This is a genomic window from Synechococcus sp. H70.2 (genome assembly GCF_047462275.1).
Taxonomy (GTDB): Bacteria; Cyanobacteriota; Cyanobacteriia; order Thermostichales; family Thermostichaceae; genus Thermostichus.
This window is the reverse complement of sequence record NZ_JANSIU010000003.1, coordinates 239709-253615: the sequence shown is the minus strand read 5'-3', so window position 1 is coordinate 253615 and position 13907 is coordinate 239709. Positions and strand designations below refer to the sequence as shown.

At 60.6% G+C, this 13907-nt stretch carries 11 protein-coding genes; 2 read left to right on the top strand and 9 right to left on the bottom strand.

Annotated elements, in window-relative coordinates; translation table 11 throughout:
• Positions 1-3 precede the first annotated feature (3 nt).
• The 8 genes from NW822_RS04905 to NW822_RS04870 form a co-directional block, all read right to left on the bottom strand.
• Positions 4-1806: a mechanosensitive ion channel family protein gene (locus NW822_RS04905; RefSeq protein ID WP_414403703.1), complete on the bottom strand. Its 1803-nt coding sequence runs from the start codon at positions 1804-1806 to the stop codon at positions 4-6.
• A 78-nt stretch (positions 1807-1884) separates the two neighbouring features.
• Positions 1885-3972 (bottom strand): excinuclease ABC subunit UvrB, encoded by a 2088-nt coding sequence (uvrB, locus tag NW822_RS04900; RefSeq protein ID WP_414403702.1) that lies wholly within the window; start codon positions 3970-3972, stop codon positions 1885-1887.
• A 12-nt stretch (positions 3973-3984) separates the two neighbouring features.
• On the bottom strand, positions 3985-4809 hold the full coding sequence (locus NW822_RS04895) for a hypothetical protein (protein ID WP_414361710.1): 825 nt from the start codon (positions 4807-4809) through the stop codon (positions 3985-3987).
• 84 nt (positions 4810-4893) lie between these two features.
• A complete protein-coding gene (locus NW822_RS04890) occupies positions 4894-5748 on the bottom strand; it encodes a GTP-binding protein (protein ID WP_414403701.1) in 855 nt (284 codons plus the stop codon).
• Positions 5749-5826: 78 nt separating this feature from the next.
• Positions 5827-6843 (bottom strand): M14 family metallopeptidase, encoded by a 1017-nt coding sequence (locus tag NW822_RS04885; RefSeq protein ID WP_414361714.1) that lies wholly within the window; start codon positions 6841-6843, stop codon positions 5827-5829.
• Between the two features lie 226 nt (positions 6844-7069).
• The gene (locus NW822_RS04880) at positions 7070-8539 is read right to left on the bottom strand and encodes a glutamate-cysteine ligase family protein (protein WP_414403700.1); all 1470 of its coding nucleotides are present in this window, start codon (positions 8537-8539) and stop codon (positions 7070-7072) included.
• 135 nt (positions 8540-8674) lie between these two features.
• On the bottom strand, positions 8675-10027 hold the full coding sequence (locus NW822_RS04875; protein WP_414361718.1) for a TldD/PmbA family protein: 1353 nt from the start codon (positions 10025-10027) through the stop codon (positions 8675-8677).
• 123 nt (positions 10028-10150) lie between these two features.
• A complete protein-coding gene (locus NW822_RS04870; protein WP_414403699.1) occupies positions 10151-10546 on the bottom strand; it encodes a hypothetical protein in 396 nt (131 codons plus the stop codon).
• 108 nt (positions 10547-10654) lie between these two features.
• Here NW822_RS04870 and NW822_RS04865 point away from each other — a divergent pair, with 108 nt between their 5' ends.
• Positions 10655-10969, top strand: a complete 315-nt coding sequence (locus NW822_RS04865; RefSeq protein ID WP_414403698.1) for a TIGR02450 family Trp-rich protein — start codon at positions 10655-10657, stop codon at positions 10967-10969.
• A gap of 262 nt (positions 10970-11231) precedes the next feature.
• Entirely contained in the window at positions 11232-11705 is a 474-nt protein-coding gene (gene ispF, locus NW822_RS04860) for a 2-C-methyl-D-erythritol 2,4-cyclodiphosphate synthase (protein WP_414403697.1), read from the top strand.
• 25 nt (positions 11706-11730) lie between these two features.
• On the opposite strand, the gene NW822_RS04855 is transcribed toward ispF, so the two are convergent.
• Entirely contained in the window at positions 11731-13896 is a 2166-nt protein-coding gene (locus tag NW822_RS04855) for a glycogen debranching N-terminal domain-containing protein (RefSeq protein WP_414403696.1), read from the bottom strand.
• Positions 13897-13907: the final 11 nt, after the last annotated feature.

The window sequence follows — 13907 nt, the reverse complement described above, 5'->3', positions numbered from 1 at the left end:
TCCTTAGGAAAGGCCGCTTTTGTCTTCCAGGAACTGGGCTGCTTCGCTGAGGGCCGACTGGATGGAAGCGGCATCAGGTAGAGAACGGGATCCGCCATCGGGGCTGAGGGAAACTAGTCCTTCCAAGCTGCGGATGTGGATATCTTGCTGGGGGAAGGGGATGCGGATCCCACGCCGCCGAAACTCTGCCTCAATGGCAAAGTTGAGCTCGCTAATCAAGACAAATTGATCCTGAGGACGGTTGATCCACACCAGCAGCTCAAAGTTAAGGGAAGAGGGCCCAAAAGATCTAAGCCACACCTGCGGAGGCGGGTTGGTCAGAACCCGCGGATTCCCTCTAGCAACCGCAAGGAGGGCTTCGGTAACCACGGCCGTATCGGAGCCATAGGCTACACCTACGGGAATGTGGATGCGGCAGCGGGGATCCCGGTAGCTCCAGTTCACCACCTTCGACTCGGTGAAGCGGGAGTTGGGCACAATCACAAAGATGCGATCCAAGGTGCGCAGGACAGTTGCCCGCGGGCCAATGTGCTCCACCGTGCCCAGCAAGTTATCCACTTCGACCAGATCCCCAATCTGGATGGGGCGCTCCAGGAGGATGGCGAGGTAGCTAATGTAGTTGTTGGAAAGGTTTTGCAGGCCAAAGCCAATGCCCAAGCCCACCGCCCCCGCAATCACAGCTAAGGAGCTGAGGTTGAGGCCACTAAAGGGCAGCACCAGCAGGATCCCAAAGAGAGTGAGGACGTATTTGAAGATGGCCGCCGTCGACTCCTGGGTGCCCAAGTCTAGCCCAAGGCGACCTAATAGTCGCCGCTTCAAGCCAACGCTGATGTAGTGGGCAACCGTAAAAACCAGAGCGGCCAGGACAAAGAAAACCAACAGGCTAGCAATGGAAACATGGGAATTGGGCAGCGGTTGGGTGAGAACGCCCAGCGCCGTGTCCACCACCTGCTCCAGGCGCGCGTAAAAAGCCCGCTGAAAGGGTCGCAGGGGGGGTATGAAGCTGATGCCGCGATCCAGCGAGATGCCGGCAATCAGCATTGCCCCCAGGCTGCGCAGCAGGGATCCTCCCACGTCAATCCAGCTGCCCCAGCCTGGGTCGGCCCGGAGCTCTAGCCACCTCTGCAGGCGGACAAGGCTGCGGTCAAACAGCCGCCAGAGAAAGAACCCCAGCGCCAAAGTGGCCAGCCCAGCTAGGAGAGTAAACAGCAGCACGCGCGGATCCCGCGTCCGCTGCAGATCCAGCCGATCCTGCCGGTACTCGGCAATGGCTTGTTCCAGCCGTCGTGCCCAACTGTTGGCCACCAGACGCACATCGTTGAGGCTCACCTGGCCCAGCGGTATCCTGCGCTCGGCAGCCGCATCGGCATAGGTGACAGTAAACAAATACCGTTGGGTGGCCTCAAAGCGGCCTCTTTCTCCCAGACGGAGGACGTACTGCCCATTGGCCTCCTGGGCCACCCGCACCTCTGGCTCTGGCAACTGGCCTTCTTCTAAAAAGCGCTCGATGATGGCCCGCACGTTATCGGCCCGCACGTCACTGGGGTACTCTGCCGTCTGCAGGCGAAACACGGGGACCTTCCCCACCAAGACTTCTGTGCCCTCTTGGCCAGTCAACGGGATCGGAGGGGGGGATCCCTCAGGGGCAAGGCCAGGAGTCTGTAGCTCGAGGGCCTGAGCCAGGCGGCCCTCAAGGGGGGCAGAGACGGCAGGGGAAAGCCAGAGACCGATCCCCACCGTCAGCCCTAGCACAGCTCCCTTCAGGAGGAGGGACTCTCGAATGGCGCGGCGGAGACAAACACCCATGGTTGCAGAGATCCCGGGGAGGCTTGGCGGTATGCCTATGGTGGCACAAGCAAATCCCAAGGGAGGTAGGCTAAGCGTTCAGAGGCTCTGAGGGTGGCCCAAAAGCCGTTGGCGCAGCTTTTTAATCTGGTCGCGCAGCCGGGCAGCTTCTTCAAATTCCAGGTTTTTAGCCGCCGCCTTCATCTTTGCATCTAGCTCGCTAATTAGCTCTGGAATTTTTGATAGCGGGATCTCATCTGGTGCTGGAAAGGCTTTTTCTAGATCCCTGCCGTTGAGTTTGCGGGAGATGGCTAAAAAAGACAAAATAGCGTTGCTGTTTTTCTTAACGATGGGCTTGGGGGTGATGTTGTGCTGGCGGTTGTATTGCAATTGAATTTCCCGGCGGCGCTGGGTTTCGGCAATAGCCCGGGCCATGCTGCTGGTGAGAGTGTCGGCGTACATCACCACCGTGCCGCGAACATTGCGCGCTGCCCGCCCAATCATCTGGATTAGGGATCGCTCCGCCCGCAGAAATCCTTCTTTATCCGCATCCAAAATGGCCACCAAGGAGACTTCCGGCAAATCCAACCCTTCCCGCAACAAATTGACTCCCACCAGGACATCAAAAGCTCCTTCCCGGAAATCTTGGAGGATCTCGATGCGCTCGATGGGGGTAATCTCAGAGTGTAGGTAGCGAACGCGGATGCCGCGTTCCTGCAGGTATTCTGTGAGATCTTCGGCCATGCGTTTGGTGAGGGTGGTCACGATTACCCGTTCGGCAGGGCCCTGCTGCGAGCGCTCTAGCCGCAGATAGATCTCCCCCAGCAAATCCTCGATCTGCCCGGCGGTAGGGCGCACATGCACCTCGGGATCCACCACGCCGGTGGGCCGAATGACCTGCTCTACAACCCGACCCGTACCCGGCACATAGAACTTTAGGGTTTTGCCGTTTTCCACCACTGTTTCAAATTGGGCTCCGCTTTGCTCCAGTTCCCAGTTGCCAGGCGTGGCGGAAACAAAGATGCATTGGTGGACTTTGGCCCAAAACTCTTCGGCTTTGAGGGGGCGGTTGTCGAGGGCACTGGGCAGGCGAAAGCCGTGATCCACTAGCACCTGTTTGCGGGCGCGATCCCCATTGTACATGCCACGGATTTGCGGCACCGTGACGTGGGATTCGTCCACCACCAAGAGCCAATCGTTGGCCTTAAAGTAGTCCACTAAGCAGGCAGGTGGCTCTCCTTCCTTGCGCCCTGTCAGGTGGCGGGAGTAGTTTTCAATGCCGTTGCAATAGCCCACCTCCCGCAGCATTTCCAGATCAGCGCGGGTGCGCTGCTCTAGCCGCTGGGCTTCCAAGAGCTTGCCCTGGCGGCGAAAGAGAGCTAGCTGCTCTTCCAGTTCCTGCTCGATGCTGCGGATGGCCTGTTCTAGCCGCTCTTCTGGTGTTACAAAGTGGCGAGCTGGATAAACCCTGAGGGCGCTGACGCTGGTGAGGATTTGACCTGTTACTGGGTCAATGAGGCGAATGGCCTCAATCTCGTCGCCAAAAAACTCAATGCGAATGACTCGGTCTTCGTAGGCAGGCACAATTTCCAACACATCCCCTTTGACGCGAAACCGCCCCCGCACCAGTTCCAGATCATTGCGCTCATACTGGATGCTGACTAGATCCCGCAAGACTTGCCGCTGGTCAATTTGCTGGCCAACTTTGAAGGGGATGGAAGCCTTCAGGTATTCCTCCGGCATGCCCAAGCCATAGAGGCAGCTTACAGAAGCCACAACGATGACATCCCGCCGTTCAAAGAGGGAGCGGGTAGCCGAGTGCCGCAGCATGTCAATTTCTTCGTTAATGGAAGAGGACTTGGCAATGTAGGTGTCGGTACTGGGCACATAGGCCTCCGGCTGGTAGTAGTCATAGTAGCTGATGAAATACTCAACAGCATTGTAGGGAAAAAGCTCGCGCAGCTCGTTGCACAGTTGTGCGGCCAAGGTTTTGTTGGGGGCCATCACCAGGGTCGGCCTGCCAATCTGCTGGATAGTATGGGCAATGGTAAAAGTTTTGCCAGTTCCGGTTGCCCCCAGCAGAGTTTGAAAGCGATGGCCCTCCAAAATTGACTGCACTAAGCCAGCAATTGCCTTAGGCTGATCCCCGGTAGGTTGGTAGGGGGAAACCAGTTGAAACTCGGACATAGGTCTAATCCTTTACAAGCTGTAGATCTGTCCATCTACCAGCAGGTAAGTAATGCCTTTTTTTTGCAACTGCGAGCGCACAATTTCCAGAATGTAGCCGGGAAATTGGATGACCCGGTAGGGCGGGTGGGTGTTGCTACCCCGGCGGCTCATTTCGGAAAAGCGCCGAGCCACCTTGTGGTTGTCAAAAATGGGCAGCGTATTGGCATTCTCGATCCCTTCCAAGCATCCCGGCCCCAAAAATTCCCTGAGGGGGCGGGTGGCCAATTCTTGGTAGCGATCCACCACCACATAGCAGGTCTCAGGCGGATTCAGCTCCTCCAGGGGGAGCACCCGAATTTGATGGACAGGCTCTGCGAGGAGATCTGGTCCTGCCTCTGCGCTGTCTAGAAAATCGTCGCTAGGGTCCTCCTCGTCTTCCTCTTCTTCTTCCAGCTCTCTGTCTTCGTCTGCGGCCAGATCTGCCTGTAGCTCAGCCACCAGGTGGGCCGGCAATGCTTCAGGAGGCAGTTCTGCTCCTGTTGTCCCCTCTCCCTCGCCCGCCTGAGGGGAGGCGTCGGCAGCCTCTGGAAACAGACCCTGTTGCGGCTGGGGTACCTCGGGAGTGTCTAGGGGAAGGGTAAGTTCCTTGCCCTTGTCTTTGCGGCGGGCTGCTGAGCGTTTGAGCTGAATGAGCCGCTGGTACTCCTCAGGAGGGATATTTTCCTTGAGAACGCGGGTGATGGTGGAGAGGCTGACTCGGAATTGCTCCGCCAATTCAGCAACAGTAGCCACCGAGCTGCGGTAGGCATTGACAATCTGCTGGTGTTCCTGCTCTGAAAGTTTGCTGCGAGTCATGGCCATTCTCCCCTCCCAAAACTTATGGGCAGGTGGCGGTTGAGCGGCACACCTGCTTGAGGCCGGCGGCCAGGGCTTCCCGGTCTAGCCCCTTGCCAGTGAAGACCCTTTTGGACAGGCGCCGCTCCCGGGGATCCCCTGCTCACTCCAACGAGAGGGTCTGCCGACAGCCCAGCTGGTGAAACATAACCCGCTGTGGCTCGTCCACCCCAGTACTCCCTTAGCGCAAACAAGGGTCTCCGGCACCTCCTGCCGCCAGTCCCCCAGCGGCTGCTGCAGTTGAAAGCTCAGGGATTGGCTCCCGTCTGGGGCTAGGCGGTGGCTGGGGTAGGCGTGAGCTTCAGCCTCGGCAGCGGAGAGCTGGGGATCCCAGAGTTCCGGGCAAAAGGCGGGCACCTCCAAAATACAGGCCAGGGGAACTGGGGTGGTGAGCAGACAAGAGACCGCAGAGTTGTAGCAGCGCAGGTCAAGTTCAGCAGCGGTGATTCCATCCGCTTTGTTGAGCAGCAGGAGGTCGGCGCTGCTAATCTGGTGGGCAACAGTTTGGGAGCGCTGGAAATTGCGCCAGTACTTGGCCCCGTGGCCCAAGGTTACCACGGCCGCAAGGCGCAGCTCCGGGCGGAAAGTTTTCTGGACAAATAGCTCGGTTGCTTGCCTGGGATCCGCTACCCGGTAGTCCAACGCCTGGGCAGGCAGGGGCAGCTCCCCAGCGGCCCCTTCAAGGTCCTGCCGCACCCTGCCCCAGAGACAGCCATTGCTAAGCTGCAGCAGCGCTCCTGCAGCCAGGTGGGCTAGGTTGCCCTCGATGGAGATCCCACCCAACTCGTTGCGGATCACTCCACTGCCCAGCCCCTCCTCCTGCAAGAGGCGCCTGAGCAGTGGGGTTTTGCCCCTGCCCCAAAAACCCGTCAAAATCGTAACCGGAAGCTGGGCTTTCATTCTCCCTGCGGCTGACCGGCGGCTTCTCTTCAGGAGCTCTACTAGCTTAGCTCCAGGACTGCTTGTGCATCCCTCAACTCAACCCGCTAGCGAGTAGCGCTCCATCAGGTAGCAGAGGCAATCTTGGCGGATGATGCGGCTATTGAGGGTGAGCATGCCCGGCACCAGGGGCACGCGGGTGCGAATTTCCCCATTCTGGGTATAGAAAAAGCGCTCCGCCACATCTTGGCCTTGCTCGTCTTGGACCTCCAGGTGGAAGCCGTTGTTCGTCCAGCCGATGCAGGTGTGGGGAGGGAGCTCCCGAAAATTGAGGAGATCCAAATCGGGGAGAAAGCGCAGGTGTGGCTGGGATCCCTTGGGTGCTTCCCCCGCTTCCCCAAAGCTGAAGCTCACCTCCTCCGGGATCTTGACGATGGCGACGCTGTGAAATAAATCAATATCTTGTCGCAGGACGGGGCGTTGCGGCAGCGCCGACAGGTGCAGGCAGGCTTCCAGAAATTCGTAGGCATGTTGGGTGCCGTGGGGCTGATCCGGCTTGCCACATTCCAGGGTTACCGCCGGGCAGAAGCGCCCAAAGGCCATACTCTGCACCCCTTCTGGCTTGGTGAAATAGAGGACGGTGCGCCCAAATAAGGTGGCCAGGTGCAAGGTAGAGCGATCTAAGTAATTGACACAGGCGTAATGGGGATTGGTGCCCGTGTTGTTGTGGAGGTCAACGCTGGCAAACACGCCGCGTTGCTGCATCTGCCGCAGGACGGCCTGAGCCATAGCGTGTTCGGGAGTGGAGCCGGGGCCCCAAATGCGGTTGTAGTCCGGTTGGCCGTCTAGCCGCCGTTGCCCGTGGCGGGCAGCTTGCACATTGCCAATGAACAGGGAAAGGGAGCGAGGCAACTCCCGCCCGCGGTAGCAGCGCAGAAGCTGGCGCACTGCCTGCCAGCCGGTAGTCTCGTTGCCGTGCAGCAGGACGGAAACAAACAGAGGGGGATCCCGCCGTCCCGCCAGATGGATGAGGGTTGGCCCGCCCAATCGGTCATAGAGGTGATGGGCTTCTAAATCTAGGAGTTGCTCCGGCAGGTGATCGAGAACGGTGAGCATACGGTTTTTTGGGCAAGCACCTCAACGCAAACCTTTTGGCTGCTTAAGAAGCCCTCACCCCCAGCCCCTCTCCCAACGGGAGAGGGGAAAGGGAGATTGGGGTAGCGAACTGTCTCATCCTTAGCTGGAAATCAACAACTGGCTGTCGTGCTTGTGGCTTAGGTCGTCGCCCTGACTTTTGAGAAAGCATCCCTCAAGCGGTGACTTATCCCCCCTGCCGGCTTCCCTAGCCGAGATCCCAGGTGTGTACCGGCTGACCTTGCCGCTGTCGTTCCCAGTAGGCACAGGTCAATTGTTGCATATCTTTACCATGCCGAGCCACGTAGCGGCGCTGCCAGGTGGCCCCATTCTGCCCCGACTCGACGCGGGCGCGGAGAATGCCCAGGTACTCCTGGATATCCTGGGGGTCCAAGTCCAGTTGCGCCAAGCCCGCCTCTGCTTGCGGGAGCAGCTCTTGCAACAACAACTGGCGCAGGGATCCCTGCCACCCCTTGAGCCAGGTGATGGGGGCCTCGAGGCCAAAGCGGGCGGCCGCGTAGAAATTGGCGCGGCACTGGGCAAAGCTCAGCTCCTGCTCCGGAGGAAGGGGTTGGGATCCTAGAGCTTGCACCAGGCCAAAGTAGAAGGCCGCATTGGCAATCATGTCCGGCAGGGTGGGGCCTGCTGCAGTCACCCGCTGTTCGATGCGCAGGTGGGGAACGGGATCCAAGCCGATGAGGGGGCGGTTCCAGCGCCAGATGGTGCCGTTGTGCAGGCGCAGATGGGCCAGCTCTGAGGGAGCAGCAGCTAGCCTTTGCGGCAACACCACCGGGTAGCGGTGCAGATTTTCCCAAAACAGCTCCATTAGGGATTCCTGGACATAGCCTTGCCCGAAGGTAACGCGAGCTTGGTGGGTGGGGGCGAGGGGGGGTGGGCCATCCAACGCCTGCTCAAACACCGGGATGCGGGTTTCCGCCCACAGGTCGTGCCCAAACAGATAGGGAGAATTGGCTGCCAGGGCCACCAGGGGGGCCGACACCAGGAGAGAAGCGTTGAAGTAGCGGGCTGCCTGGTGGGGCGACACCTGCAGATGGATCTGAAAGGAGGTGGTGGCTGCCTCCAGCATAACGTTTGGGTGGGTGACGCGCAGCAGGGTGGCAGGCCCTGCAATCGCCAGCCCCAGGGGCGGGATCCCTGAAGGTTGCTCGCGCCGGTGCAGGTTTAGGATCTGCTCGTTGAGGGCCAGGTAGCGCTTGCGGGGCGAGATCATCTCCAAAGTGAGCTGCTGCTGCTGCAGCGTGGGCAAAATGCCGATCATCACCAGCCCCGCCTGCAGTTGCTCGGCCACTCGGCAGCAGTGATCCCAGGTCTGCGCCAGCTCTTGCTGCAACTGCCGCAGAGCCGAGCCGACCAAAACCTGAGGCCGGCCGTTGATCTCGATGTTGAAGCGGGCCAGTTCCGGCACCACCAGCGGGTTGTTGACGGCCTCCAGGTAGGCGGAGTTGATCGGGGCCGGCTCTCCCTGGGGGGTGACCAGCCACGCTTCCAGCTCAAACCCGCCCACCAGGGATCCCTGGGCAAAGGGCCGACAGGCGGGATCCAGCCCCGGCACGCCGGCCAGCCAGCGCTCGAGCAAATCTGTTTCTTGCTGCAGCCGAGCTTTGAACTCAGTAAAGTCTTCGTCGCTAAAACTCAGGCAGGTGATCTCCTGGCCCATGGAAACAACTCCGCGGCTTTTGGGAATAAGACCACTGTATCGCTGCTACTGGGGATCGCGGGGGGTGGCAGTTTGCCGCTGTCGCTTCCTGGCCAGGTCCTAGCCTAAGGGTGCTGGCTAGGCCACTGAGCTGGCTCAGCCTGCCGTGATCGAGACATCTTCAATGCGCAGAGCGGGAAAGGCAGCCGTGCCGTTGAAAACGGTTACTTCCTGGGAGATGGCAGAGATATTGCGCAAACAGTCGTAGAGGTTGCCGGCAATGGTGGTCTCCAGGATGGGGCGCTTCTCGCCACCCTTGACCAAAAAGCCCCCCTTCACCACCCCAGAAAAATCCCCTGTGATGGGGTTGCTGCTGCCGGAAAGCCGCGTGACAATGATGCCCCGCTCCATCGCGTACAGCTCCGCCAGGGGCGTCGTTCCCGGGGTCACCCTCAAACAGGCTGGCCCCACTCCTGGCAAGCTGCCCGCCCCCCCGGTGGCGTGGCCATTGGAGGGAACGCCAGCAGCCCGGGCTTCGTAGCTGTTGTACATGAAGTTGCAGAGGATCCCCTCGTGGATCAGGGGGGTAACCTGGCGTGGCATCCCCTCGCGGTCAAAGGGCTCAATGAGATAGCCGGGCAAGCCCAGTCCCTCGGAAACCAAGGTCAACAGGGGGCTAGCAATCAGGGATCCCATCTTCTGCGCCAGGGGGCTTTTGCCCTTGCGCACCGCGTCTGCCCCCAGCACAAAGAGGAGGTCTCCCAGAAACTCCTCCACCACCTCCGGGGGCAGGACGATGGGACCGCGAAAACTCTCCCCCTCCCTAGCCCCTAGAGCCCCCACACACTTTTGCACAAAGCGATTAAAAGCCCGCTCCAGGGCCGGCACCAGATCCGCCCGCTTCTGGACACTGTCGCCGTCGTAGGCAAAGCTGCCCACCTCATCCCCATCGATGGCCATGCCAAACAGGGATCCACCCGCCTCGACGCTGTGGTAGTTGGCGCGGATGCCGGTGGAAGAAGCAATGGCCACGGTGTCCTCTTCCACGCTAAAGGAGCCGCTGTCAATGGTGATGCGGGGGTCTTGAGAGCGTACCCACTCCACCAGTTGGGATCCCAGTTGCGTCAGCTCGGCAGCATCCAGTTCCAGTAGGCCCGGGTCGAGGGCAAAGGGCACCTGGGGCAGAGGCTGGGGATCCGGCAGGCCGTTGAGGGGATCCGCCGGCGAGGCCTTAGCCATGGCCACCGCCTCAGCTGCTGTCTCGGCCAGATCCTCTGGGCGGTTGGAAGTGGCAAAGCCCAGCCTGCCGCCGCAGAAAACCCGGATGCCAAACAGGGTCTCACAACTAGTGCGAACCAGGTTGAGGTCATTTTTCTCAAAAGTTACTTCCGTCTCGCGGCCTGAGTTGGCAAACACCTCTGCTTGGTCAGCTCCGGCAGCCAGGGCCTTTTGCACCCCCTGTTCGCAGAGATCCAGCAGGTTTTCGGGAGCAATGACGGAGCCGGCCATAGAACTTGAGATCTAGATCTGCAAGAGAACAGTTCTATTATCGACCCTGCTGCCAAGACCCGCCCTAGCAGCAGGGGGCAGAGGGGTTGCTCAGGCTCGGGAGTTTTGCGGATCCCTGCCGCATCAGGGCTGCTCCAGCGGCTGATCCGAGAACAGCAAGGGGGCAATGTTGGCGGCTTGGTTGAGCGGGATCTCGTCGTGGATGGGGTACTGATAAAACTGATCCAGCCGCTGACACAGACCTTCTGGGGTCAAAGCTTGCACATTGGAGCTGATGATGTAGCTCTGGGCAGGAGAGGCCCGAAACGCCTGAAAGGCTTTGCGACAAAACGCCTGCTTGGCCTCAGGATCCGCCTGGCGCCACTCCGGCCCTGTGAGTTTGCCAGAGAGTGCCGGCTCGGTTGCTGCCCAGGCGCTGGACGCCACCAGGGGCAGTCCCGTTGCCCAAACCAGGCAGGCCAGGAGGATCAGCAATACCTGCTGCCAAGAGAACCCAAGCCGTTGCTCGTGCTGCACCATAGGTAGATAAGCTGAGGTAGGTAGCTTGGAATGCCGAAGCACCCTTAGCGATCCTATCGCCCCCGGTCTCCCCCATCCAGCCAAGGACAGCCCTGGAGCTCTCTACTTATGGCTCGCAGCAAACCCCGCCGAAAACAGCGCTTTCCCCATCTGCTGGGCTCCAAGTGGACTTCTGTTCAGCCTGTGATGGGTTGGCGCCATTTTCAGGTCACCGCTCGCCAAGAGGGGCAAGGGGGGCTAGTGTTTGCCGAGCTGAGGGCCGTTTGCGATCCCCAGGTGCGCCTCTGGGTCAACGCCGCCACCCTCAAAAACCGGGATCTCTGGCAGCCGGGCTGGACGCCGCTGGAAGACGGGATCCCCTGCGGATCTGGCTCTCTGGGGGTTCAGGGATCCCCGGATCCCTCTAGCGCTGTATTCTTCTAGCTACAAGACTTTTTTGAGGAGAAAACGATGCCCAGGTGTGATGTCTGTGGGAAAGAGCTCGGCTACGGCGACTATCCATGGGCCAAGCGCTGTACCAATCCCTACGGGAAGTCCCACCTTATCTGCTTCGACTGCTACAGCGGTTCCTCCTGTCCCATCTGCTCCTCTCCTCTCGAGTCGGCAGAATAGATAGCGGCAGTTTCACCTCTGCGGGGGGGAAGTTGGCAAAAGTCTCGCTGGTGTTCCCAAGGGAGCCGCAACAGTGCGTATTGGCCAGGGCTATGACATCCACCGCCTCGTAGAAGGGCGCCCCCTGATCCTAGGCGGGATCCGGATCCCTTATGAAAAGGGTCTGTTGGGCCACAGCGACGCGGACGTGCTCACCCACGCCATCATGGACGCCCTCCTAGGAGCCGCCGCCCTGCGGGACATTGGCTACTACTTTCCCCCGGAAGAGGAGCGCTGGAAAGGGGCAGACAGCATTCTCCTCCTGCAGCAGGTGGTGCAGTTGGTAAGCCAAGAGGGCTGGCGCATTGCCAACGTCGATAGCATCGTGGTGGCAGAGCAGCCCAAGCTCAAGCCCCACATCCCCGCCATGCAGGCTCGTCTAGCCGAGGCCATGCAACTATCGCCCAAACAAGTAGGCGTGAAGGCCACCACCAACGAAAAACTCGGCCCCATCGGCCAGGGGGAGGCCATGGCTGCCTTTGCCGTGGCCCTGCTGGTGGAACGCTGAGGGTAGCTGCTCCTGGGCTGGATCCCTACCTCACCGTTAGCTCCACATCCCCTGTGCTCCTAAGGACGTTGATCCCCACCCCTCCTGCCTGAAGATACAGGCCAATGTCCAGGGATCCCCGCCCCACCTGGATGTTCTCAAGAGTTACATAGGGCAGCCACAGGGGCAGGGTGGGCTGGGTGAGGCGCACCTGCTGGGCCAGCCCGTCGATCTCCAGGCCTAGGCAGGCTTGCAGCAGCAGGAACACACTGGCCGCTGCCCACGACTGGGGCAGACAGGCCACCGGGTAAAGAGTGGGGCCTTCCCGCTGGCGCCGGCGAAAGCCACAGAACAGCTCCGGCAGCCGCCGCAGCTCCAGAAACTGGCTGGCATCAAACAGGGCCGTCAATACTTGGGCTGCCTCCGCCTTGTAGCCATAGCGGGCCAAACCTGCTGCAATCAGGGCGTTGTCGTGGGGCCAGATGGAGCCGTTGTGGTAGGACATGGGGTTGTAGCGCCCTTCCCCTTCCGCCAGGGTGCGGATGCCCCAGCCGCTGAAAAAAGCAGGCTCCAAAAGTTGCCGCGCGATGCGCTCGGCATGCTGCGGGTGGGCGATCCCGGAAAACAGGCAGTGGCCCATGTTGGAGCTGCGCACACGGCAGGGCTGCTTGCGCCCGTCCAAAGCTAGGACATAGCCGCCCAGCTCCTCGCACCAAAACTGCTCCCAAAACCGCTGCTGCAGTTTCTGGGCCTGCTGGCGCAGTTGCGCTGCTTGCTCGTGCCGCCCCAACAGCTCCGCCATCTCCGCCGCCAACAGCTTGGCCTCGTAGGCGTAGCCCTGCACCTCGCACAGGGCTATGGGTGGCTCGGCCAGGGATCCGTCGGCATAGAAGATGGCATCTTCCGAGTCTTTCCAGCCCTGGTTGCGCAGGCCCCGCCGCGCCTTGCCGGCATACTCCAAAAAGCCGTCGCCGTCGGGATCCCCGTAGGTGTCCATCCAGTGGAGAGCTGCCTCGATATTCGGCCACAACTGCCGCAACAGCTCGAGATCCCCACTGCGGCGCACATAGCGCCCTGCTAGCACCACAAACAAAGGAGTGGCGTCGATGCTGCCGAAGTAATTGCCAAAGGGGATCTCGCGGGTCTTAGCCATCTCACTGTAGCGCTGCTCGTGCAGGATCTTGCCGGGCTCGGCATCGCGGCTGGGATCCACCTCCTGCGCCTGGTGGGCCGCCAGGTACAGCAACACCCCCCGGGCCAAGTCGGGGAACCACCAGAGGGTGGCCAAGGCGGTGATTAGCGCGTCGCGGCCAAAGACCGTGGCAAACCAAGGCACCCCGGCGTGGGGATAGAGCCCATAGGGGGTGCGGGCCAGCATCATCACCAGGTCGTCCCGCGAGGCGTTGAGCCACTCGTTAAACTGGGCGTTGCCGGTATCGATGCGGTGGGCCAAAGCTCTTAGCGCCGCCCGCTGCTCCCGCTCTGCCTGCAGCGCCTCCTGGTAGGTTAAGGGCGGGATCTCCTCGCCGCCATAGCTGCAGACGACCCTCACCTCCAAATCCCGCTCCTCCTGCGGCGCCAGCGGCACCCACCACTGCGCCAGCTTTTCCGAAACCACGTCCGGAGGAGGGGAAAACAGGATCCGGGTTTGCCGCTCCACCCCGTCCAGGCCGCGGTAGCGCAAGGTTACCCCTTCTGAGCTCACCTGGGCTGGCAGCAGTTGTCCCCGCTTTGTCCGCCGGATGCCGCGAATCTCAAACATATCGGCAAAATCGGCCTCAAAGCGCAGGGTAAGGGGCACGCGGAGCGTCTCCAAACCGTAGTTGTGAAGGTGGATCCGCTCATAGGCCACGTTGTTCCATAAAAAAGTGGTGCGCAGGACGTGCAACGTCTCCTGCTCAATGAACTGCCCCTCCGAGGTGGTGAACTCGGGGTTGGTGAGATCCACCGCCAGAATATCCTTGTCTTCCCGCACCTCCGAGCTGAGCAACAGAAACTGCTTCCCCTGCAAATCCAAGACCAGCCGCGACAAAAAGCGGGTATCGTCGCGGAACAGGCCGTGATCCCGGATGCCGAGGGGGCGCATGTTGCCCAGGCGGTCAAAAATAGCAAAGCAGTTGTCCTGCTTGAGGACATGGGGACGCGCCTCCACCAAGGAAGCGCTGGCGCGGATGTAGTACTGATCCTGAATCTGGATAATGTCTTCGGCCATCTGCGTCTTCC